At 42.2% G+C, this 23,078-nt stretch carries 19 protein-coding genes; 11 read left to right on the top strand and 8 right to left on the bottom strand.

The features are described 5' to 3' along the window. Positions 1-599: 599 nt before the first annotated feature. Complete coding sequence (locus KP803_RS12115) at positions 600-1,532, top strand: porin (protein WP_248009100.1); 933 nt, start codon at positions 600-602, stop codon at positions 1,530-1,532. A 233-nt stretch (positions 1,533-1,765) separates the two neighbouring features. Continuing rightward, entirely contained in the window at positions 1,766-2,389 is a 624-nt protein-coding gene (locus KP803_RS12120) for a glutaredoxin domain-containing protein (protein WP_248009101.1), read from the top strand. Positions 2,390-2,494: 105 nt separating this feature from the next. Here the strand turns inward: KP803_RS12120 and KP803_RS12125 are convergent, their stop codons facing one another. Together KP803_RS12125 and KP803_RS12130 are read right to left on the bottom strand one after the other, a co-directional pair. Then, entirely contained in the window at positions 2,495-2,848 is a 354-nt protein-coding gene (locus KP803_RS12125) for a hypothetical protein (RefSeq protein WP_248009102.1), read from the bottom strand. A gap of 120 nt (positions 2,849-2,968) precedes the next feature. After that, the gene (locus KP803_RS12130; protein ID WP_248009325.1) at positions 2,969-4,150 is read right to left on the bottom strand and encodes a multidrug effflux MFS transporter; all 1,182 of its coding nucleotides are present in this window, start codon (positions 4,148-4,150) and stop codon (positions 2,969-2,971) included. Positions 4,151-4,336: 186 nt separating this feature from the next. On the opposite strand from KP803_RS12130, the gene KP803_RS12135 reads away from it, so the two are divergent. Both KP803_RS12135 and KP803_RS12140 read left to right on the top strand, forming a co-directional pair. After that, complete coding sequence (locus tag KP803_RS12135) at positions 4,337-5,224, top strand: LysR family transcriptional regulator (protein ID WP_248009103.1); 888 nt, start codon at positions 4,337-4,339, stop codon at positions 5,222-5,224. A gap of 235 nt (positions 5,225-5,459) precedes the next feature. Then, a complete protein-coding gene (locus KP803_RS12140; RefSeq protein ID WP_248009104.1) occupies positions 5,460-7,304 on the top strand; it encodes a putative bifunctional diguanylate cyclase/phosphodiesterase in 1,845 nt (614 codons plus the stop codon). Positions 7,305-7,452: 148 nt separating this feature from the next. On the opposite strand, the gene shyA is transcribed toward KP803_RS12140, so the two are convergent. Together shyA and KP803_RS12150 are read right to left on the bottom strand one after the other, a co-directional pair. Next, positions 7,453-8,736, bottom strand: coding sequence for a peptidoglycan DD-endopeptidase ShyA (shyA, locus tag KP803_RS12145; protein WP_486679401.1), 1,284 nt, complete (start codon positions 8,734-8,736; stop codon positions 7,453-7,455). A gap of 273 nt (positions 8,737-9,009) precedes the next feature. Then, the gene (locus KP803_RS12150) at positions 9,010-9,702 is read right to left on the bottom strand and encodes a hypothetical protein (protein ID WP_248009105.1); all 693 of its coding nucleotides are present in this window, start codon (positions 9,700-9,702) and stop codon (positions 9,010-9,012) included. Between the two features lie 122 nt (positions 9,703-9,824). On the opposite strand from KP803_RS12150, the gene KP803_RS12155 reads away from it, so the two are divergent. The 4 genes from KP803_RS12155 to KP803_RS12170 all read left to right on the top strand — a co-directional run bounded on the left by KP803_RS12155 (position 9,825) and on the right by KP803_RS12170 (position 13,732). Further along, the gene (locus KP803_RS12155) at positions 9,825-10,232 is read left to right on the top strand and encodes a GFA family protein (protein WP_248009106.1); all 408 of its coding nucleotides are present in this window, start codon (positions 9,825-9,827) and stop codon (positions 10,230-10,232) included. A gap of 299 nt (positions 10,233-10,531) precedes the next feature. After that, positions 10,532-11,902 (top strand): YjiH family protein, encoded by a 1,371-nt coding sequence (locus tag KP803_RS12160; RefSeq protein WP_248009107.1) that lies wholly within the window; start codon positions 10,532-10,534, stop codon positions 11,900-11,902. Between the two features lie 255 nt (positions 11,903-12,157). After that, positions 12,158-12,628: a putative pterin-binding protein gene (locus KP803_RS12165; RefSeq protein ID WP_248009108.1), complete on the top strand. Its 471-nt coding sequence runs from the start codon at positions 12,158-12,160 to the stop codon at positions 12,626-12,628. A 27-nt stretch (positions 12,629-12,655) separates the two neighbouring features. Next, a complete protein-coding gene (locus tag KP803_RS12170) occupies positions 12,656-13,732 on the top strand; it encodes a GGDEF domain-containing protein (protein ID WP_248009109.1) in 1,077 nt (358 codons plus the stop codon). 80 nt (positions 13,733-13,812) lie between these two features. Here KP803_RS12170 and KP803_RS12175 read toward each other — a convergent pair whose 3' ends face one another. The 4 genes from KP803_RS12175 to KP803_RS12190 form a co-directional block, all read right to left on the bottom strand. Next, on the bottom strand, positions 13,813-14,793 hold the full coding sequence (locus tag KP803_RS12175; RefSeq protein ID WP_248009110.1) for a DUF4382 domain-containing protein: 981 nt from the start codon (positions 14,791-14,793) through the stop codon (positions 13,813-13,815). Positions 14,794-14,942: 149 nt separating this feature from the next. Next, positions 14,943-16,715, bottom strand: coding sequence for an aminotransferase-like domain-containing protein (locus KP803_RS12180; RefSeq protein WP_248009111.1), 1,773 nt, complete (start codon positions 16,713-16,715; stop codon positions 14,943-14,945). A 162-nt stretch (positions 16,716-16,877) separates the two neighbouring features. After that, on the bottom strand, positions 16,878-18,152 hold the full coding sequence (gene gabT / locus KP803_RS12185) for a 4-aminobutyrate--2-oxoglutarate transaminase (RefSeq protein WP_248009112.1): 1,275 nt from the start codon (positions 18,150-18,152) through the stop codon (positions 16,878-16,880). 123 nt (positions 18,153-18,275) lie between these two features. Then, the gene (locus KP803_RS12190) at positions 18,276-19,703 is read right to left on the bottom strand and encodes an NAD-dependent succinate-semialdehyde dehydrogenase (protein ID WP_248009113.1); all 1,428 of its coding nucleotides are present in this window, start codon (positions 19,701-19,703) and stop codon (positions 18,276-18,278) included. Positions 19,704-19,938: 235 nt separating this feature from the next. Here KP803_RS12190 and KP803_RS12195 point away from each other — a divergent pair, with 235 nt between their 5' ends. The 3 genes from KP803_RS12195 to KP803_RS12205 are packed head-to-tail and all read left to right on the top strand — an operon-like array spanning position 19,939 to position 23,049. Continuing rightward, positions 19,939-20,955 (top strand): TRAP transporter substrate-binding protein, encoded by a 1,017-nt coding sequence (locus tag KP803_RS12195; protein WP_248009114.1) that lies wholly within the window; start codon positions 19,939-19,941, stop codon positions 20,953-20,955. A gap of 53 nt (positions 20,956-21,008) precedes the next feature. Beyond that, the gene (locus tag KP803_RS12200; protein ID WP_248009115.1) at positions 21,009-21,740 is read left to right on the top strand and encodes a TRAP transporter small permease subunit; all 732 of its coding nucleotides are present in this window, start codon (positions 21,009-21,011) and stop codon (positions 21,738-21,740) included. Beyond that, the gene (locus KP803_RS12205; protein WP_248009116.1) at positions 21,730-23,049 is read left to right on the top strand and encodes a TRAP transporter large permease; all 1,320 of its coding nucleotides are present in this window, start codon (positions 21,730-21,732) and stop codon (positions 23,047-23,049) included. Before KP803_RS12200 ends, KP803_RS12205 begins: the two co-directional genes overlap by 11 nt. The last annotated feature ends 29 nt before the right edge of the window (positions 23,050-23,078 follow it).

The following is a 23,078-nucleotide window of genomic DNA, read 5'->3' on the forward strand; positions in this document are numbered from 1 at the left end:
TTACACCTTGGTTAACAAGTGCATCGACTGTACCTAGCCAAACGGAAAAAGTTGCATAAAATGATATAAAACAAAAAAAACCACTTCTAAATTAATATAATCAAAGGATAATCATTAACTTACGAGTAATATCTCACCTCAACCAAAAAACGTGAAGTGGGTTACAAGTTGAAACATCCTCACTCGAGGCGATCTAAATCACGCTTTTATAAGCAATATATAGAAATAAAACCACTAAACCATGCCAATCATTCATAGAGGGAATAATGAGTACCTTATCAAATAGGCGAATTTTGCATACTGTTTTATTACTCTAACTCCTTGATGCTTGGTAAATGTGACACTCATTCCTTTTGCACCCCTCACTTTTAAACGGCTCAGTCACAACCTCATTAATTGATAACAGTATGCAATTAAACACACTTAGCAAGTCCACGTTTTTCACTTTTAGCCTCGTGACACCAAAATGTCATCCGTTAGAAATTAAACCGTCATTTTTCTCTACTAACTTACTTGGCAACCAAGCACTTACTTGCACTACCGCAAGACAGTTTATTAAGACGAGCAATATAGCTCTCATATTTATAAAGGTAATTAAGATGAAAAAAGCAGTAATCGCGTCAGCAGTTCTTTCTGCACTAATGTCTGGTTCAGCACTAGCTGCAACAGTTTACAACGCAGACGGTACAAAGCTTTCAGTGGGTGGCCGTGCGGAGTTCCGTGGTGATTTTACTGATTCTGTTGAGGGCACAATGAAAGACAGCTCTCGCGCTCGTGTAAATGTGAAAGGTTCTACTGAGATTTCTGATGGGCTATCAGCGTTTGGCGTATGGGAAGGCGAACAAAAAACAGGCGGTAATACTGGCTTTGCTAACCGTTACCTATATGCAGGTATCGGCACAGACATCGGTAAATTCTCAGTCGGTCGCCAAGACATGGCAGCGGTTATTGTCTCTGACATGACTGATATCACAGAGTTCTCTGGTATTCAGCAATACATTGGTGCTTCATCTGATAAAGAAGACAGCGTATTTGCATACCGCGGCAGCTTTGATGCTCTTCAAGTAGAAGCAACTTACCAAGCTGACAGCGCCAAAGACAACGATGCTTATTCTGTAGCGGGTATGTACTCACTACCTATGGGCTTAGATCTAGGTCTTGCTTACTCTTCTAACGACAAGGGAAGTGAAGATAACTCAGAAGGCAACCAAATTCTTGCGGGTATCGGTTACACCTTCCAAGACCTTTACGTAGCGGGTACTTTCTCTGCTGGCGATGTCGAAAAAGATGTTGAGTTCACAGCGTACGAGCTTGCAGCTTCTTATAAAATCACCTCTGAATTCTCTGTTGCTGCCCTGTATGGCTTTGCGGAACAAGAAGTGGCAAACGTTACATTTGATACAGTTGATATGTTCGAACTTGCTGCATACTACAAATTCAACAGCAATTTCCGCACTTACGTCGCTTACGAGTTCGACCAACTAGAAAACGCTGACGACACACTTCGCCTAGGTGCACGTTACGACTTCTAATCGCTAGCGCTGCTAACGACAGTCTTTTTTATAGCCCAATCTTAAAGACAAGGCCGAGCGTTCGCTCGGTCTTTTTTATTTCTAAAATTCTAAATAAGCAGCTAAGATCACCATACCACCTGTCAATTCGACGCTTTAAACCTTAGAAACCTCGTATTTTTATATTAATTTATATGAAATTTATATTTAGATAACCCGTTCTATTAGAGTACACAGGCCAATTGGATGAAGTTATGACCACACCTATCAAAATCACACTGTATCGTTGGGGCGGAAGTTGGGGCCCATTCAAGGTAAATATCCCATGTGGAGAATGCACCTTAACCAAAGATATCCTTCACGATACCTTCGAGAATGAATTAAATGGTGTGCCTATTGAACTTGAAATCAAAGACTGGTTATCTCACTGGTGGGAACCATTAAGGCTTGGAGCGTGGCACGCCCCTATTCTGGTTATAGAAGGCAACGTTGTGAGCCAAGGGGAAGCACTCAATCGAGGCGTTCTTGTTCAGTCGGTTATTCAAGAGTGGGTTAAACGGGATACGCTAAAAGGTAATATCGTATACGGTAAAAAGAGCTGCCCTTTCTGTGTGAAGGCCAAACAGCTACTTGATGAGGCAGGCGTTGAGTACACCTATTACGATGTAGTTAAAGATAGTGCGGCACTTTATCGCATGATCCCAGAGGTAAAAGCCATTATCGGAGAAAAGACCCCGGTCACGGTGCCGCAAATATGGCTAAACAGTCACTACATTGGTGGAGCTGATAACCTAGAGGCATGGCTAAAGGAGCATAACCTAAACCATATTCCTGACAACGTTATTAGTATGAGTACCAATACCTCTTCGGTTGGTTAGCTAGGTTTAGTATTGACGCGATTTGAATCATCCATTCAAACTAAAAGCCCCTTTATGAGTGCGAGATCATAAAGGGGCTTTTTATCAACTCAGTTAGCTTAGGATTTACTTACTGCGCTTAGGTTGGCGGTAAGTTTTTCCTGCAACTTGATAGGTTTCTTTCTGCTTCATACCAAATTGAGCGTCAAAGAACCAAGCAACAAACTTAATGATGTCATCACCTTCATTCATCACATGCTCAACAAATTCCTCTGCTTCACCTTGTTCATTCTCTTCAACAGTCACATGATAGATACGTGACTCCCCCTCTACCTCAGCCAACGCAAATTGACCTGTGAGTGATGCTGCTACTTCTGCTATATCGGCATTTACGTCATCTTTAAGCATCTCAAGTGCCTTTGGAAGGCTATCTAGTTGACACAGATTCTGGACCAACGTTTCAAATTCGCTATGTTGCATTCTATTTTCACCAAGGGTTTTTAATCGAAATATTGAGCACATTGTATACCCTTCATGGTGGCGGCTCAATTACATAGCCTCCTTATAAAATAGTATCTTTAATATGAAGTAGATAAACCACTAAGCAACAGAAACACTAGGCTCAGGACGCTCTCCATTCCATGAACATTTGTTACTATAAAATAGAACGGTAGATAAGATGGCGGCAAGAGTCATGTAGAAATACCCTAATTCATGATGGTCGGTAACCCATGACTGAACGAGAAAACCACCGAAAACACCCGACAATACCATTTGAATAGAACCTGAAAGGGCAGAAACCGCGCCAGCTTGGTGTTTATGAGGCGATAGGAGTAACCGAATAGACAAAGGGAAAGAAAGCCCTTGAGCGACCGTTAAACAAGTAAACGCGCTTACAACATTGAAAAGAGTCAAAGGCATTATGCTAAGCCATACACCACAAAGCGCAATGATCAAAAATGATAAGCTCAATAACCGACTCACCGAATAATAACGTGTCAGAATATTCAGTGTTACTGACCCGACTAATAACCCTGCAGACGGTATGATCATAATGGCACCATATTCTGCAACCGTTAGTCCCAGCTGATTTTGTAAAATAAAGGGGAGAATGGATAAAGTGACTACCGCTGCGAGATAAGTAAACCAGTTATAGCTCGCACTACTAATGACCTGTGGGTTAACCAACAGTCGCGCATAATTTTTAATAATCACGTGAGCGTTGAACGACTTCTTTTTATAAGGCAGCGTTTCTGGCAGTATTAGCCAACCTAAAATATAGATAGCGCACAAATAGACCAAAACAAAACTAAAGACAGCCTGCCAACCAAAATGAAAGGCGATAGCACCACCAATCACTGGTGAAACGATAGGCAAAATTGAAGCCGTAATCGAAAGGTACGACAATGCCTTAGTAAACTGTGCCCCTTCGTAGCTATCGCGCAGGACACTACGCCCTAATACCGAGGCACTACCGGCTCCAAGCCCTTGTAACAATCGTCCAATTTCTAACCATTCAAATTGATCTGAAAAACGAAAGCAGACTACCGTGCCTAACAGGTAGATACCCTGCCCAAACAGAAATACGGGACGTCGCCCAATGGCATCAGACAGTGGCCCATAAAATAACTGAGAGGCACCAAAGCCTATCAAAAATAAAGTGACCAGCGTTTGAACCTGCGCTTGGCTCACCAAAAGTGATTCGCTGATCGCGGGTAACGCGGGGAGATAAATACTCACACCCACTTGACCCGTCGCGATGATCATAATGGCAAGTAACATCGGTACCTTGTTAAACGAAGGCACCTTATTAAATGAAGGTTTTTTGTTGAATACCTGTGCTTTATTCAATTTTAGAACGTCTGTTTTTTTCATACCCTTATTTTACATTGGCAACCATTACTTGATAATTCCTCTATTTGGAAATAGATTACATCTTGTTAGGAAATAAAAGGTGGATTGGATAGAATGGATTGGATCGAAGGTATACGAAGCTACATTCAAGTTGTTGACCAAGGCAGTTTCAAGGGAGCGGCAATGAAGCTGAATACCACCAGTTCAGCCATCAGTAAGCGCGTTCACTCAATAGAGCAACGACTTGGGGTTCAACTTCTGCTAAGAACGACTCGGTCAGTCACTCAAACTGAAGCAGGAGCACTTTTTTATCAACGCTCCAAAGCGCAACTTGATAGCTGGCAATCGATCGTTGATGAAACACGCAGTATTAATCAAGCACCTGTCGGCCTACTAAAAATTGGGGCGTCTCTAGCGGTTGGGTCTAAGTTCCTCGTTCAGCACTTTGATGAGTTTTTACGGCAATATCCAGATATTCGAATTCAATTGATCACTACCACCCCAGGACAACTTCCAGAGCTTAGCCTTGACCTCTTTATCAGCCGAGAGATCGAGCAACTCAACTCATTAAGCTTTATAGCAAAGCCACTCTTCTCCCATCAGGCCGGCTTTTACGCCTCACCGAGCTACATAAAAAAGTATGGCAAACCCGAAAACGCTGATGATCTGACGGATCATAACGTCCTTATATGGGGCGATCAGCCAAATAGAGAAGTCACATTATCACGAAATAAACGTCTGCATCTTTCGGGAAACTTTTCTACAACCAACCCTGAAGCGCTGTTCTACGCCGGAAAAAGTGGTATGGGGGTGCTATTAACCAATAACTTCATGATCAAAGAGGAGCTTAATTCTGGCGCTTTAGTCCGAGTACTCCCCGATATTACCGTTGATGAAGGTACTCTCTTCGCTTACTACCCAAAATTGGAATATCAACACACACGTACTGAACTCTTTATTAACTACCTAAGAGGAAAATTGGAAACACTCAACAAGCTATAGCTTGGCTTTACGTGGGGTTTCCACACTTACAGGGGAAAACACGTGCAAGAAAAACGCCAACGTAATAAGGCAAATTATTTTTGTTAATTAACATGATGATTCATCAAAAATTAATAAAATCTTCACCTTGAATGGACCTATTCTGATTTGCAAAAAACCGTGATCTGAACCATAGTGTCTAAGTGCATATACTCATTATAAAAAGATAAAAGTCACCACAACGTGAGATCTCAATATGGCTATGAGGCTTGAAAACACGGGGGCTATAGGCTTAGATGATGTCAACGACACCTTGCTTATGGAAGGCTCAGCTCTGCTCGATCATGTTGCTCTAAAGTTGCATAAACAATTTCAGAGCTTCTCAACTTGTATTATAGAACTCGATAAACTGCACTATAACGCGAAAACCCTCTCCTACGCGCAAGATAAATTCATCCAACCAAGTTTCAACTATGCGCTTACCAATACGCCCTGTGAACTCGTTGGACAATCGGATACCGCCTATTGTGTTTTTACAGAGAACCTTCGCGAACAATTTCCTCTTGATAGTTACATCCAAGAAAATCAATTACGCGGGTATATTGGCGTTGCTTTGAAAAATCATACGGGTGAGACATTAGGCGTCCTACTCTCAACCTTCGATACAGAGATTGAGGATCCTGGAGAGCTTCTGTTTTACCACTGTTTATTTGCCAACATTATCGTCCATAGCTTAAGAGCAAAATGGCTAGCCCAACGTTCAGATAGCTTGGTCAGTCAACTGAGTTATGAAGTGTCACATGATAGCCTCACAGGCCTGTGTAATCGTAGTTGCTTATCTGACCGTTTGGAAATTCTTAGTCAGTCGTCATCAAAACCCTTTACCCTGATTTACCTTGATGTCGACAATTTTAAATCAATCAACGATCTACATGGAAACTATACCGGAGATCAAATACTTCGGTTTGTTGCTACCGTGATTAGCGATGCAATTTCAGAGCATAACCTTGGTTTTAGGATTGCAGGTGATGAGTTTGCTTTTATAACCTATGCCACCGACCCAATTCGAGTTTGTCATGACATTATTCATACCTTGAAGCAAGGCTATAAAGATCCGTCACATGACGTCTCTATTTCAGTCAGCATCGGTATGACAAGAACGCAAGACCAAGTGCTAACAGCAGAACAGATGATGCTCAATGCAAGTCTTGCTCTGAAAGATTGTAAGAAGGCGACAGGCACAAAAATACGTTGTTACGACACTCAACTAAGCGCTATCTATCATCGAAAAACCCAAGTCATTAATGCGCTAAGAACAGAATTGTCTAAACCTAAAGATAAGCCCAGCGAAATCTTTGTCGCCGCCCAACCCATTGTTCATAAACATTCAACACATTGGCGATATTTTGAGATTCTTGCTAGATGGAATAGTGAACACTTGGGTACAATTTCACCAGTGGAGTTCATTGAGGCCGCCGAACAATCTGGATTAATCATAGAGCTAGGGGAGCGTATTGTTCAACTGGCCTGCGAAGCAAAAATGGAGCTTGAAAAAGGATTTGGCCATAAGGTTAAACTTGGTATTAACTGCTCTGCCCATGAGTTAAATGGTGCTGAACGTTACATCGAACATCTAACAAGTACCATCAGTAGTTACGGCTTTGATGCCCATGACTTTGTTATTGAATTGACCGAAACGGTGTTAATTACCCGAGGCGATGACGTACAACTTATCTTAGATAAGCTAAGAGATTTTGGCTTTACCATAGCACTGGATGATTTTGGTACTGGCTATTCAAGCCTAAACTACCTACATACCTATCCAATTGACTGTATAAAGATTGATGCTACGTTTATTCGCAACATGCTTGATAATAAAAAGTCGGAGCGAGTAGTGAGATTGATTATTCAATTAGCTGAGCAATTGAATGTTGCACTCGTCGCAGAGGGCGTAGAAACGATTGAAGCACTCGAGAAACTCTATTCAATGGGTTGTGTTCAAATTCAGGGCTACTACTTTTCTCGACCTGAAGTTCCTATTGCTATTGTGAATAATTACTACGATGCCGTAAATCATAAGGGGGCGATTAAATCTGCATAATTCGGTCTTCACCAGTGATGCTGATTTACTTCTCACTCTAACGCCATGTTTATTGCTTAAGAAAAATAAAAGCGACATTAAGACGGGTCTTAATGTCGCTTTAAATTTTAGTCAAACCTTCACCTTTGCAAAGCTTAACCAAACAGGGTTAATTCAGCGCCAACTCTGACGATTGTTCGCTCAACAGAGAATCTAGCTCATCACGTCTAGCAACGAAACCGGCCATTTCTTTCTTAGGCACTGAGTTTGCCATTGGTATATTAGCGGTCATAGCATTAACGGCTCTCCCACGAATCATCAGTTCATAGTGTATATGGGGACCTGTCACACGGCCTGTACTACCAGATAAGCCGATACGCTGACCTCGACTTATCGATTGTCCTTTTCGCACCAATATTTTGCTCAAATGTAAATAGCGAGTTTTGTAAGTACTGCCATGCTGTATTACAACATACTTACCAGCATAAGGGTGATTCCGAGTCATCACAACAACACCATCGCCAGTAGAGACAATTGGCGTGCCCGTTGGCGTTGCCCAATCAGTACCGTTATGTGGAGACACTCGCCCCGTAACAGGGTGTAAACGCTTAGGGTTAAAGCTTGAGCTTAAACGGTATGAACCATTAACCGGTTTTCTTTGAAAAGCCCGCTGTAAGCTATTTCCTTCATTATCATAGTACTGCCCGTCAATATGCAAATAAGCAGAAACTTCTCGACCGCGATTATGGATCTTCACCGCTTTGACTTCACGATTACCGGTCAAAGCGCCATCCACGTATTGCATTGACTGGACAATCTCAAAGCGATCACCTGCTCTTAAATCACGTGAAAAGTTAATTTTATCTTTCAGTAAAGAAACGACTTGTTCAATTTCAGAGCTACCTAAACCAACTCGATTAACAGATTGTGAGAAACTGCCATTAATTTCACCAACAATTGGAAATTCAATCCACTCACCTGGAATTCGAATCGCCTCGAAAGCGTAGTCACCATCTTCTAGCTGTGTATAGACAACCTGCTCAACAATACTAAATTCCAACTCCATTTTAGCGAGGTCAGAGCTTTGCTCACCCTGCCAAAAGCGAAGTGTATTGCCAGGTTTTAATGTGTCTAACGCGAGGTAGTTTAAGTCCGTCTCCATAATTCGCATCATATCTTGATATCGGAACCCAAGCTGCGCGAAAATAGAGCTTAGATTGTCGCCCTGCTGGATAACGTATTCAAAATCAGGCACATCAACGATATCCACCTCGCCATCAAACATATCGCTAACCGCTTGAGAGCTCGATAAAGAGAGCTCAACGGATCTTTGCAGTGATTTTGAATTTGTCGATGACAATAAGATTAAAGCGAAGATAGGTAAGCTGATCACAAACATTTTTTTGCGCTTAGAGAGCGCAGAGTATCGGCTTACAATTGAATTTGAACTCACAAAAAATTCCACGTTGAATAATATATCTGTCGGTTAGATTAAAAGTTTCTCATCAAAATGTCATCTGAGTAAAGCAAATGACGTGCAAAACTGTGTTATCCATTGGTTAGTAATATTACTTAACACTCATAGTAAGCACTTACTTAACAAGAATTTAAAAGTGATATCACAATATTGAAAACTATTCATACCGACAGTTTTTCCTGAATTTGAGCGTCATAAAACATTGAACATTCTCAGTATTAGCAAAAGCGGGTATCAGAAAGCTATCGGTTATAAAGGCGCCTCAGTTTCGCTAGGTAACACCAATTTTAAGTTATAGTTATCGCTCACCTGATAAAAGTTTTGGGTTTCCAGTTTAGCAGCAGTTGCCATCGCCTGATCAGGCTCTCTAGTAAGAAGCTCAATGGCAATAAGTTGTTCTTTCGTTGTTACTCCTTCAGCAAGATCATCTTCAAGCTGAGCAACAATAGTGAGCGCTTCGACTTTGATTCTGTCTCCTAAAAATGCGTAGTCAGCAAGGATCATTCGATCTCTCATTGCGTCATATCGAAACAGAGCAAGATAGTGAAAAACGCCGGTGCCCTGGTTTGATACCACAAACGGGGCAATGAAAAGTGGTTCTTTAGCAAGGGGAAATGATCGTAATAGCTCTACATCAATGAGGATATTACCGCGTGTCTTACCATCATCATACTGGCCAATCGCTTTTTGGTTCTTTTCATTGAGGTAATTAACAAACGCAAAGGCATTCGTTTCCGGCACTTGAATGGTGAGTGGATTACTTGAGTTAACGCCAAAGACTTGAGATACGATGGCATTACTTACAACCGCATGTTGAGGGAACTTCTGCAATATATCTTCATCACTCAGACTAAAACGATAGATTCCTGCAATCACAACCAAACCTAATAGCACAATTGGAATTAGCAAAATAAGTGGAATGGGTAAACGACGTTTTTTCATAACCAGTGAACTCTAACTGAGAGACCTTATTAACATTGGAAAGGAACATGACTGACTCATATTCTATACTCAACAATAAACTATCACAATTTCTGTGACTATTTAGAGGTTGAGGTAAACGCATGGTAAGTAAACCGTCAATTCATATCGCCGATTGTAGCTGTGGTTTGGTCAACTTGGTATGCCGAGGAGAACCCGTTCGCTCTGCTATTTGCCACTGCTTTGAGTGCCAAAAACGAACAGGCAGTGTCTTTGGTGTACAAGCTCGATTTCTCGCTGATCAAATCTCTTACAACGGAGAGCTGACTCAGTATTCGCGTATTGCTGATTCGGGCAACCAAGTTAGCTATCACTTTTGCCCACGGTGTAGCACGACAATGCTAATAAAACTCAGCAACTCTCCTGATTCCATCGTCGTCCCCATTGGTGTGTTCACCGACCATGACTTTCCGCCTCCTAGCTTTTCTGTTTATGAACAACGAAAGCAAGGTTGGGTAAAATTTGACTGTCAAATTGAGCATTTTGACTGACTATATTCAATATCGACTCAGACAAAGTAAAAAACATACGTAACTGGACTCACCTCAGTATGTTGCCACAAGCAATGGACAACACAAAAAACCAACATTATTTACACTAGCGATACATAACTCATGTATCATCCCATTCAACAACAAAAGAAACTGAATACTTAACGAATATTAATGAATAATCTTGCAATGGGTGTGAGATGTGGATATTCTTATCACCAATAAACGAATATGGATGTTTAGACATTTTTAGCCACGGATATTGGCAAAATTTGACTAGTAGTAGCACGAGTAGAAAAATGCAAAATCAAACTCAATCAATCGAAACGCCGAAGAGCAAAGGTAATTTCTGGATGTTTTTCATCCCATCGCTAATCGGCCTGTTCTTATTTATGGCTCCAATTAGCTATGACGGTGGTTTAACCATTCCTGTCGCTGTATTGGCCAAATCAATCCAAGCTCTATTTGGTGAATCATTAGTGTCCATCATCGTTGCAATCATTGCATTTATGTCGGTCTCTTCTCTGGTTTATAAGGTTTATCAACCGGCACCGGTAAAAAATAACGCTTTCCTACACGGACTATTCAGCCCATCACCACTTTGGCTAGCCGTAAGAGTGATCGGTGGTATTGCTGTGACACTTACCTATTTCCAAATTGGGCCAATGGCTATTTGGGAAGAAAATACTGGTGGATTGGTTTTAGAAGGACTGTTGCCTTCTCTATTTTCTGTCTTCATTTTTGCAGGTTTGCTACTTCCTCTACTACTTAACTTCGGTTTATTGGAACTGTTCGGCACGCTTCTAAGTAAAGTAATGCGCCCTGTCTTTAACCTTCCAGGCCGTAGCGCAATTGATTGTATGACATCTTGGCTTGGTGACGGTAGCGTGGGTATATTACTTACGAGCAAACAGTACGAGAATAAGTTCTACACTCAACGTGAAGCCGCCGTTGTGGGTACTACATTCTCAGCAGTGTCGATTACTTTCAGTCTTGTCATTATCGCTCAAGTAGAGCTAGAACACCTGTTCTTGCCATTCTACGGCGCCGTGTGTTTAGCAGGCCTTGTTGCTGCGATTATCATTCCAAGATTGCCGCCACTGAGCCGTAAAAAAGACACGTTTATTGATGGAACTAAGCGTGAAGAAGATGCTGATGTCATTCCAGCAGGCCACACAACTCTTTCTTGGGGCCTTGAGCAAGCACGTAACAAAGCAGGCCAAGTGACATCGTTGAAATCAGTCTTCGGTGATGGTGTAAAGAACGCCATTGATATGGTATTCGGTGTACTTCCAGTTGTTATGGGCTTAGGTACGATTGCACTCGTTATTGCTGAGTACACCTCTGTATTCACCATTCTTGGAATGCCATTTATCCCATTCCTTGAATTACTGGGTATCCCAGAAGCAGTACAAGCATCACAAACCATTGTGGTGGGGTTTGCTGATATGTTTATCCCTGCAATTCTAGCGGCTTCTATTGATAATGAAATGACGCGTTTTGTTATTGCGGCAATGTCTGTTACACAGCTGATTTACATGTCTGAAGTGGGTGCTCTACTACTTGGTAGCCGTATTCCAGTGAACATTTTAGAACTGTTCATTATCTTTATTCTACGTACCCTGATTACTTTGCCAGTGATTGCGGGTGTTGCTCACCTTATTTTTTAAAGGCTGGCGATAGCAAATACGATGAGCAGTAACCACACTGAACATTGAGATAGAAAGCCTCGCTAAGCCGAGGCTTTTTTACAACTAAAAACAGATCCAACTCATGAGTATGCATAACAAGACCGCGTACTCATGAGGAATTCATTACTATTTGATGTAAAACTCAACAGTATCCCTTATACTTAACGTTAGTTTTTACTCTATTCTTGACTCATATAACGTCTGGATTTAGCTAACCTATTTGAGGTCTGTCGAATGAAATGGATTTTCTCGATTCTTCTCCTATTAAGCTTTTCTTCTCAAGCAACACCACTTGTCATCCGTTTAGCTGATGATAGCTCCATAACACTCTCTTACGATCAAATTAGCCAAGAAATTCCTGCTAATTCATTCACCACTAAACTACCTTGGTATAAAGAACCTAAATCATACAAAGGAATGCGGGTAACCGATTTAATGAGTTACTTAGATAAGGAAACGAGCTCTATTAGTGCCGTCTCTTTTATTGCACTTAATGATTATGCGGCGACATCAAATATCAATGACATTTTGAAGTATGAGCCGATTATTGCGTACATGATTGATGAAAAAAAAATGAAAGTACGAAATAAAGGGCCGTATTGGTTGGTCTTTAATGTCGATAAGTATCCAGAGATTGGTAATGATGTTTTTTATACTCAAATGGTATGGCAAATTGACGAAGTTATCATTCACTCTAACCCTTAGCTGATGTAAGTGAGTATCTGATATCATATGAAGACTTTTCTATCTAGATCAAAGACATTACTGATTGTACTTTCAATCATATTGATCATCGCTAACTTTTATCTTTTGTCCTCGACTCGTGATTTAACAAAGTCTTATACCAATCAACAAAATCAAGCCACCTGGTTCTTATTCCAACTCATGAAAGAGTTCTCAGAACTACGGTCTGTCTCTCCCTATATGCTCGAAGGGGAAAAAGAGTTCGAGAGAACGTGGCTGAAATACGAATTGACCTGGAGCCGATTCGATATTCTTCTATATAATCAAGAATCTCATCAATTCATGGCACTTAAAGGGGCTCAAGCGTTCTTTGAATTACTTTTTTCACGCTTTAAAAAGGTTGAAGAACACCTTGAGCAAGCCACTGACATTGAGCGTTTAAGTGCAGTCAATCGAGATTTTGATCTTATCTATAACGAGATGGTGACGTTTATAAATGAAAATTATCGTTTAAAGAACCCTCTCCATAAGAAAAGAATCGAACAAGCTCAACAGCTTGCGTATATTCAATATCTACTGATGATGTTGTTATTTAGCTGTATTGCCCTCGTGAGTTATATTTTTTATAAAGAGTCGAAGCAACACAAAAAGCTAGCCTACACTGACACCTTGACCGGCATTCCAAATCGATTCTCCTTATTTGAGTCCTTAGAAGAAAGCAGAAAAGAATCAGCTTTCACACTGTTTCTCCTCGATCTTAATGGCTTTAAATCTGTCAATGATAGCTTTGGGCATCAGGCGGGGGATGAAGCGCTTTCTCAGATTGCTTGGCGACTGACTAACATGATTTTAATCGATCAATACAAAGCTTACCGTATGGGCGGTGATGAATTTGCCATTATTTTAAGATCAAATCTTCCTGACGATATTCACAATATAATCAGCCAAATAGAAGCGTGTTTTGAAGAAACTATTCAGCTCGAAGGTGGCTACAATGTTCGCTTAGGATGCAGTGTCGGTACAAGCAGTTACCCAGACGACACTATGGAAATCAGTCAATTGATCTCTATTGCGGATCATAATATGTATAAAATGAAAAAAACCGATAAAAAAGGCGCCTCTTAACCTAGTGCTAAACCTCATACCTAAAAGAAAACCCAAGTAAAATACACTTGGGTTTTCATTACTCAAAATGCTGACCTTTCCTAATTTAAGAAATTCACTACGCCTTCAACACCTTGAACTAACGTCACTTCTGCGTATTTATCATCAGGGTAATCTACCGTTGGAGCCATCGGTATGATGATTTCAGGATCGTATTCAATGGAGTCATCTTCTTCACCATCACAGGCAAATGCCACTGTATACTCGCCAGCCGTTAGATAGCCAAACTGATACGTACCGCTCTCACCGACTTCAGCCGACGCGACAGGTTCAATACTGCCATCAGGAATCACAGGATCGCCACTGAACTCTTCATCATCAGTGTCTACAAGATCAATCAGTAACGTGCTATCTAATCCGCTACCTTCATATAGATACACCATAGAGGTGTCATCGCCATCACAGGTCCCTTCATCAAATAGATTAGTCTCAACAGTGCCGCTGAGTGAAACTGCTTCGTCATTACCAACAATGCTGACACCATGAGGTTTGAGAATATAACCATTATTGTTACCTTGGTTGCCCCTTAGTACCAATGACATTCTTAGGTCAAACTCGATCGTGAAGCTCTGCACAGCCTCTGTTGTAACTTCAAACTCACCTAATTTGAGCTTATTACTTGGCTGTTTCAGTTCATGTTGGGCATTGTTATTTAGAACATAATTAACGCCGCTCTCATCACTGATATGAAGAATCAAATTTTCATAGCGGCCCACGGGAATCGATTCATCCGATACGATAAGCAGGGCGTCGGTACCTTGGTAATCAAGAAGGTTGACTTGAACATAGTCATTTTGACCATCATTGACATCAATGATGGCCGAGTTATCGTCATCGACGACCAACTCGATTTGCTCAAAGGCAATCATCACCTCTTGGGCAGAGTCTACTGGAGCGTCTGAGACAGAAAACGAAACACTGGCAGAGTTTTGTGAGCTAGCTGATCCGCCACTTCCTCCACCTCCACATGAGACGATGAGGAGAGACAAAAAGAAGTAAATTGCCAATCGAATTGCACACATAATTACACCATTTATACGCAGAACAAGATGTAAGTATGGTCAAAGATAGCTATCTAATTAAGCAGAATGATAAGTTAGTGCTAACGAATCACAACAAGGTGCTAATGATTTATTTATCACTATATCCAATTAAGATATAAGTCTTTGTTTTATATGCTGAGCAATTTCCCTCGGCTAACGCAGTACCCATCATCATCAAATCGACTTAAATATTGCCCATCTTGAACCAACGACAACGCTCTGATGTCGGCAAACTGCCATGTTTTCCATTGATAATACAAACGATCATCTTCTACCCACCAGTAACCTTCATCAACGTCGTTAGGGCGATCAGATATTCCGTGCATCCGACCATCAATTTGAAAAGTGATCCGATAAGGGATATTAAAACAATCGCTGGTGAGTAACACATGATTCGTTAGCACTTCACGAATATTCTTGCCTTTTAAATGTACACCTTTACTCTGCTCTAAACGCTCGAGTGGCAAAATTTGCTTTGCTAACAAGGAGAGTTGACGGACCCCTTCTCGAATTTTTACCTCATCAATAGAGTTGAAGCTAAGCCTAAAGCCGTTAATGCAGTGATCAATAAAATAGTACTGTTCCCCAGAGTTGATCAGTATCCCTTTGTCTTCAGCTAAACGAGCCAGCTTTATAGCATCAAACCCTTCTGTGTAATTCACCCAAAAAGCGGTACCAGCCAAAGAGGGAATTACACCTGATTGGGGAAAGTAGTAATTCAACGCTTTTTCCATTGTTAGCCATTTACTACGAAAACTTTTCAGCAATTTCTGGATTAGCGCATCGTAGTAGCCAAGGCTGATAAACAAGGCCAACGTCTGACAATTATTTTTCGGTGGGTAGGTATGACTTTTCCGCTGTAACAACTTCGCGCGCTCAATTAATGGCGCCGCGGCGACAATAAACCCAATCCTTAAACCTGGAGCGATGGTTGATGAAAAACTAGACAGATAGATAACACGCTCGGTTGCGTATTCGCCTTTAAGAGCCAATATATCTTCTTCAATGAAATTAACTTCATGCTCGAAGTCATCTTCAACAATAAGAAAATCGTTCTCCTTCGCGCTCTCAATCAGCTCTTTGCGCCGCTCAGTTGGCATACGAACTGTCGTTGGAAATTGATTACTCGGCGTTGTATACACAACATCACATTGAGCGAGCTTTTCATCGATAACCAAGCCACTAGAGTCGATATTCAGGGGCACAATTTTAGGCTGCTTCGCACTAAATTGAGCATACGCTTCAGGGTATCCAGGGTTCTCAATTCCAACCGTTGAGTCTGAGGAAGTCAATAAACGGCTAATCAGGTGAAGGCTCTGCTGGCTGCCCATCGTCACCATGATCTCTTCCGATTTAGCAAAGATCCCACGCCTTGGTAAGACTCGAGTACGGATTTGCTCTATCAGGTCATCATAATCATCACTGGTGGATGTCCACTGCCGACTATTGGCTTTATTAAGCGATTGAATCGCACATTTTCGCCACTCAGCAACGGGAAATATCGTCTCATCGACCATCCCATGAATAAAGCGATAGGGGTAATTTCCACCTTGTTGCGCCACTTGCTCGTAGCTCACGGTATCCGTTTTTAGATAATCGTCCCAATTAAACTCTGAGCTTGTACTCAAAGAAACCTTCGGCAGGCTTAATATAAAATCGGGGTTGATGAAGTACCCTTTTCTCTCCTTTGATATGAAAAAGCCTTCTTCATTGAGCTGATCGTATACCCTTAGCACGGTATTTCTCGAAACCTTTAGACTCATCGCGAGTTTACGTGAAGAGGTGACGGGGACACTTCTATCGAGAAATCCACTGACAATCGCTTGTGTGATACTGGTTTTAATTTGATCTTGAAGCGACAAACTATGGTTGGGATCAATATGGATATACTTCTCTAACATACTTCCTCGAAGCTAAATGATGTTCCAACAGTATTGGTTAAGGAATTGTTAATATCTGAGATTAAGATCTCACAAATAAGAAACGCTTAGTGTTCACCCTACAACTTTCGGGGCCACTAAGCGTTACTATGTATCTTTATGAATATAAAAAGGAAATATTAGCTAGACGACTAATTTCTGTAGCTCGTTATTTACGATCTGCAATCCTTGACTAATACTCTCTTGATCAATGGTTAAAGGTGGTAAAAATCGAATGACATTGGCATTAACACCACATGACAATAAAATTAGGCCATTCTTAGCAGCCGCTTGTACGAGTGATTTAGTCGCGTCAACAAGTGGTGCTCCCGTAACCGGATCATTGAGCTCCATTGCGATCATCGCACCAATTTGACGAATGTCACCAATCGCCGCGATGTCCGATTGCATCTGTTCTAGCCTGCGCTTAAATTCACCGCCCACTTCATTCGCTCGACGACATAAACTCTCTTGTTCGATAATATCGAGAACAGCAAGCCCCGCTACACACGCTAACGGCGACCCTGCATAGGTACCACCTAAGCCACCTGGATTAGCAGCGTCCATCACTTCTGCTTTACCAATCACTGCTGAAATAGGAAAACCGCCCGCGATTCCTTTCGCCATCGTCGTAAGATCAGGGGTGATCTCCAATTGCTCTGAGGCAAACATTGTTCCGGTACGTGCGAAACCCGTTTGGATTTCATCACAAATCAATACAATACCGTGCTGATCACACAAGTTACGTACTTGTTGTGCCCATTCTTTTGGCGCAGGATAAAAACCGCCTTCACCTTGAATCGGTTCAAAAATAATGGCGGCAACTCGACTGGGTTCAATCGTACTCGCGAACAGATCGTTCAATGCAGATAAGCTCTGCGCGCTGCTTATACCATGATATTGATTTGGAAAAGGCGCATGGTAAATTTCATTAGGAAAAGGACCAAAGCCCGCTTTATAAGGCGCAACTTTTCCAGTTAACCCCATGCACATATTAGTTCGGCCATGGAAGCCACCTTTAAACGCAATAACACCACTTCGCTTAGTATGAGCACGTGCCACTTTTATCGAATTTTCAACCGCTTCTGCCCCCGTGGTTAGAAATATCGCTTTCTTCTCTTCATTCCCCGGCGCTAGATCCACCAGCTTTTCAGCCAGTTCAACAAAACTTGGGTATGGCGTCACCATCGCGCAAGTGTGACTAAAGTTATCTAGCTGCGCTTTCACTGCTTCTATGATCTTAGGGTGAGAATGCCCAGTATTGGTTACAGCAATACCCGCAGCAAAATCGATATAATCATTGCCCTCAACATCGGTCACTGTGGCGTTCGATGCAGATTTAGCATAAATAGGGGCAAGATTACCCATTCCTCTTGCGATGACTTTCTCTTTTCTCTGTTGCCACTCAATATTGCTCATATTCATCAATCCTTTCTCTATCTCTGAGCATGATCGTTCAATTCAATCATGCACTGATTCGTTCTCTTCAACTTACGATAATTAACCACTTCTATCGCCAATGGTTGTTTACATACCAACAATCTACATACCGCCAATACACAGATATTTGGTGCTCAAGTACTCTTCAATACCCTGCTTTGCCCCTTCACGCCCAAAACCAGATTGCTTAACCCCACCAAACGGCGCCACTTCTGTTGAAATAATGCCCTCATTAATACCGACCATGCCGTATTCAAGGGCTTCAGCCACTTTAAATGCACGATTTAGATCTTGGGTATAGAAATAACTGGCTAGCCCGTAAATGGTGTCATTAGCTTTTTCTATCAAATCATCAACATCATTAAAGCGAAGCACTGGCGCAATCGGGCCAAAGATTTCTTGGCTGACAATGCTCATATCCTGAGTCACTTCGCTTAATATCGTAGGCTGCATGAAACAGCCCGCTAAGCTTTCTCCACCAAAACGTAACTGTGCGCCTTGGGCACGAGCTTGATCGATGAGATGCAAAACATTTGTTTTCGATTTTTTATCAATCAGTGGGCCTATCGAGACGCCCTCATCAAGCCCATTGCCGATTTTTAAATGGCTAACGGCGGTGATGAATTTGTCGACAAACTGATCATAAATCGAATCATGGACATAAAATCGGTTTGCACACACGCAGGTTTGTCCTGCATTCCTAAATTTGGAAGCCACCGCACCTGCAACGGCTGCATCAAGATCGGCATCTTCAAATACAATAAATGGTGCATTGCCACCCAGTTCCATTGACGTTCGCTTCACCGTGTCCGCAGTGAGCTTTATTAGTGTGCGCCCAACTTCGGTAGACCCTGTAAATGAGAGCTTTTTAATATCTTCGTGATTACAAAAAATATCACCGACCACAACCGATGAATGATTATTGATCACCACCAGTAACTCTTGAGGTAAACCCGCTTGGTACGCTAGTTCAGCAATCGCATACGCGGAAAGCGGAGTTTGGTTGGCAGGCTTAACTAAACAACTACAGCCAGCTGCGAGAGCGGGTGCCGCTTTACGGGTAATCATCGCTATCGGAAAATTCCACGGCGTAATGGCCGCCGTAACTCCGACAGGCTGCTTAATCGTCATTAAGCGACGGCTTGCAACCGGTGTAGGAATGGTTTCCCCATAGGTACGTTTCGCTTCTTCAGCAAACCACTGGATAAAGGAGGCACCATACATCACCTCTCCTTTTGCCTCAGCTAAAGGCTTACCCTGCTCCATCGTCATAATACGAGCAAGATCATCCGCATTTTCTAGTACTAGCTGATACCACCGTTGCAGCACAGCGCTGCGCTCCGAAGCGGTTTTACCTTGCCACTTCTGCTGCGCCGCTTTTGACTGCTCGATCTTTTGATAGATTTCAGAACTTGATAAAGAAGGTATATAACCAATGACAGAATCATCAGCTGGGTTATATACAGCAATTGAGTTATCACCTTCAGTACACAGCTTACTTAGTAACAACTTATTTACAATCTGGTCCATTTTTAGAGGCTCCATTGATACTGGATGTTATAAAAAGCATAAGTCAGCTTGTTTAAATCACTAAGAACCAGTTGCGATGTAACGATGGTACCAAGGAATTTTTGGCTGGTACCATCTGAAGTTCCCATCTGGTTCTAACACCCTCTTTTAACTCTCTCTATATTGATAAATGAAACATTTGCTTAACATTACCTGTTATGCGACATCAATTATAAAAAAGGAAGAGGGCAATTAAATGTCTAAGATGAAAGGAAATAAACTATTAAGCGGGTTATTGGCAGCTGCTATCGGGGTATCATCAGTTGTTGCTTCAAGCCTCTCTTACGCTGCTGAATACAACTGGCGCTTTGCTAATCTATATGGCCGAGGAACGGCGTATGGTGAAGTATATGAAAATCTCGCAAAAAACATCGAAGTCATGTCAGATGGACGAATTCAAGTACAAGTGCTTTACTCCGGTGAAGGTGTTGGAACCAGTGGCATCCTTTCTGCAGTGAAATCTGGACTTGTCACAATGGGCGCACCTTTCCAGTCCATGCATGCGGGTGAGCTTCCTGCTGGTGTGGTTGAGATTGGCCTTCCAGGTGGTACTTCTGATGTTGGTAAATTATCCACTCTTTTCCACGAACAAGGCTGGGCAGACACGCTAACACAAGCTTATGGCTCACAAGGCATGACTTGGCTAGCACCTTACATTCAGCCTCCGGTTTACATCATTACTAAGAAAGAGATTAAGTCGATTGAAGACTTTAAAGGTCTGAAAATACGAGCTCCGGGTGCTTACGGTAAATTCCTACGTAATCTAGGTGCCTCTCCTGTGTCTCTATCTTGGAGTGAAATCTACACTTCTTTAGCAACGGGCGTTATTGACGGTTCAATCGGTTCAAATATGATTGACCACCGCGATGGTAACCACGTTGAAGTAGCGAAATACATGTACAAATTGCCGTTAGCAGGTGCACAAGTATTGCCTATCGTTGTCAACAGCAAAGAGTACAACAAGCTACCAAAAGATCTTCAAGCGATTGTAAGTGCGGCGACAACCGTTCACGCTCAGCAACAAATGACAAAGTCTATCCTATGGGAATCTCAAGCCGTCTCTCAAATGGAAGAGAAAGGTCTGAAATGGAGCCCAGAACCAACGGCAGCTGACATTGAAGCCTGGACAAATGCTGGCAAAACATTAGCAAAAGAATATTCAGACCAAGACAAATATTCGAAGCAGCTAATCGAACAGCTACAACAGCTTTAATTCAACAGTAAAGATTAGGTGAGCGTTATGCTCACCTCTTTTTTGGAGGCAGGATGCTAGACTCTTCAAGGGTTAACCAAGAATCGAAAGACGGTACGTCAACCTCAAAGGTAGGCAAGCTAGAAACGCTATTAGTGAGTTATTGTCGAGGTGTTCGATACGTAGTTTGGGCGATAGGACGAAGCGTCTCATTTTTAATCCCATTACTTGCAGGAATTGTGGCCTATGAAGTATTGGCTCGATACTTCCTCGATGCGCCTACGATTTGGGCTTACGACACATCTCTGTTTTTATTCGGCTATATTTCAGCGCTTGGTGGCGCGTACGCACAACAGAAGAAATCTCATATCAACGTTGATGTCCTTTACCTTCACGTTCCTCTTATTGTGAAGCGAATTTTTAGCCTCATTACCATCATTCTAGCGGTCGGCTTTTTAGTCGTTATGACAAAAGTCTGCTTTGAAAAATTCTTAGAAACCGTTGAATACGGATTCAAACGTCAATCAGAATGGGCACCAAGTGTCCACCATTTCTGGTTAATGATCAGCGTCTCTGGCGTTATCTTCATCGCTGAATACAGCGTTCAATTCATCAATCATTGCTTCGCATTAATCACAGGCCGAGAGCTGCTCCCTGATGTCTACAAAGAAGAACATGCCGCACAAAATCAACCCGATAATGCCGATACTAAGCGTGTCAATCAGGTAACCACGAATAACGATGAAAAATCAGAAACACACGCTAAATCGATCAATATATCTGTAGGGAGCGAACATGGGAATTGAAACACTAACAATGGTCTTATTGGCGTGCATTTTAGTCGCGTTCGCGTTGGGTGCTCAAGTAGGTCTTGCGCTTGCGGGAATTGCCATGGGCATTGGCTACCTAACCTGGGGAGATACGCTGTTTAATATCATTCCTACCACGGTTGAATCAACCTTCTTTAGCTTCATTCTCCTTGCTATTCCTCTCTATATCTACATGGGTCAACTGCTTACACGCTCTGGCATTGGTGATGCCATGTTTAACGCAAGCCAGTTGATGATAGGCCGTGTTCGCGGTTCGTTGGCGATCAGCGTAATCGGTGTATGTTCTATGATTGGTGCAATGGTCGGTATTATCGGTGCAGGGATCATGACTTCAAGCAGCATCGCTTTAAAGCCCATGCTTGACCGAGGGTATGATAAAAAACTTGCGCTTGGCGTCATCATGGCGGGGGGATCATTAGGTATTCTTATTCCACCCAGTATCCCGATGATTATGTTTGCCTCGGCGACTCAAAATTCAGTGGGTCGAATGTTCCTAGGGGCGCTTGGCCCAGCTTTAATCACCATTACATTGCTTATTGCTTACGTGGTGATCTCTTGTAAGTTGAAACCAAGCAGAGCGCCTCGTGATGAAGAGAACGACATTGAGGTGCCTAGCGGGCTAGAAAAATTTAATACTATTCGTGATGGCGCATCATCATTACTGTTGATTGTCGCGGTATTGGGCAGCATCATTATGGGCATCGCAACCCCTACAGAATCAGGTGCAATCGGCGTGGTTGGTGCCATCATTCTGGCTATTTTATTTAAGCGCTTCAAACCACAAATGATGCACAAAGCTGGCGTACAAACCGCGCTTCTCGTCAGTGTAGCCATGTGGATTATTCTTGGTGCGTCAATATTCAGTAACTTCCATCTTCTAATGGGCGTACAAAACATGGTGGCTCAATTCGCGACTGGACTGGATCTTCCACCTATCATGATCATCATCATGTTCCAAGTTATCATGCTGTTGCTGGGCTTTATTATTGATGAGTTCATTATTGTACTAATGTGCGCGCCAATATTTACACCTGTTGCGGTTATGCTTGGCTACGACCCTATTTGGTTTGGTGTATTGATGATATTAAATATTGTCATTGCCGTACAAACCCCCCCGTACGGTTTCGCGCTGTTTTATCTAAAAGGAATTGCGCCAAAAGGCGTTACCATGATGGACATCTACCGCTCAGTTACTCCGTTTATTCTGGTTCAATTTCTTGTACTCGTCATCTGTATGGCGTTTCCAGAAACCATTCTGTGGCTGCCCAATAAAATGATGAACTGACGCAAATCAGGAGGGAATTTACCTTATCA

Source organism: Vibrio amylolyticus (assembly GCF_023145695.1).
Classification (GTDB): Bacteria; Pseudomonadota; Gammaproteobacteria; order Enterobacterales; family Vibrionaceae; genus Vibrio; species Vibrio amylolyticus.

Excerpts from the sequence above, each read along its gene's own strand:
- KP803_RS12115 (WP_248009100.1), top strand. The coding sequence starts at position 600 with ATGAAAAAAGCAGTAATCGCGTCAGCAGTTCTTTCTGCACTAATGTCT.
- KP803_RS12120 (WP_248009101.1), top strand. The coding sequence starts at position 1,766 with ATGACCACACCTATCAAAATCACACTGTATCGTTGGGGCGGAAGTTGG.
- KP803_RS12125 (WP_248009102.1), bottom strand. The coding sequence starts at position 2,848 with ATGCAACATAGCGAATTTGAAACGTTGGTCCAGAATCTGTGTCAACTA.
- KP803_RS12130 (WP_248009325.1), bottom strand. The coding sequence starts at position 4,150 with ATGTTACTTGCCATTATGATCATCGCGACGGGTCAAGTGGGTGTGAGT.
- KP803_RS12135 (WP_248009103.1), top strand. The coding sequence starts at position 4,337 with ATGGATTGGATCGAAGGTATACGAAGCTACATTCAAGTTGTTGACCAA.
- KP803_RS12140 (WP_248009104.1), top strand. The coding sequence starts at position 5,460 with ATGGCTATGAGGCTTGAAAACACGGGGGCTATAGGCTTAGATGATGTC.
- KP803_RS12150 (WP_248009105.1), bottom strand. The coding sequence starts at position 9,702 with ATGAAAAAACGTCGTTTACCCATTCCACTTATTTTGCTAATTCCAATT.
- KP803_RS12155 (WP_248009106.1), top strand. The coding sequence starts at position 9,825 with ATGGTAAGTAAACCGTCAATTCATATCGCCGATTGTAGCTGTGGTTTG.
- KP803_RS12160 (WP_248009107.1), top strand. The coding sequence starts at position 10,532 with ATGCAAAATCAAACTCAATCAATCGAAACGCCGAAGAGCAAAGGTAAT.
- KP803_RS12165 (WP_248009108.1), top strand. The coding sequence starts at position 12,158 with ATGAAATGGATTTTCTCGATTCTTCTCCTATTAAGCTTTTCTTCTCAA.
- KP803_RS12170 (WP_248009109.1), top strand. The coding sequence starts at position 12,656 with ATGAAGACTTTTCTATCTAGATCAAAGACATTACTGATTGTACTTTCA.
- KP803_RS12175 (WP_248009110.1), bottom strand. The coding sequence starts at position 14,793 with ATGTGTGCAATTCGATTGGCAATTTACTTCTTTTTGTCTCTCCTCATC.
- KP803_RS12180 (WP_248009111.1), bottom strand. The coding sequence starts at position 16,715 with ATGTTAGAGAAGTATATCCATATTGATCCCAACCATAGTTTGTCGCTT.
- gabT (WP_248009112.1), bottom strand. The coding sequence starts at position 18,152 with ATGAGCAATATTGAGTGGCAACAGAGAAAAGAGAAAGTCATCGCAAGA.
- KP803_RS12190 (WP_248009113.1), bottom strand. The coding sequence starts at position 19,703 with ATGGACCAGATTGTAAATAAGTTGTTACTAAGTAAGCTGTGTACTGAA.
- KP803_RS12195 (WP_248009114.1), top strand. The coding sequence starts at position 19,939 with ATGTCTAAGATGAAAGGAAATAAACTATTAAGCGGGTTATTGGCAGCT.
- KP803_RS12200 (WP_248009115.1), top strand. The coding sequence starts at position 21,009 with ATGCTAGACTCTTCAAGGGTTAACCAAGAATCGAAAGACGGTACGTCA.
- KP803_RS12205 (WP_248009116.1), top strand. The coding sequence starts at position 21,730 with ATGGGAATTGAAACACTAACAATGGTCTTATTGGCGTGCATTTTAGTC.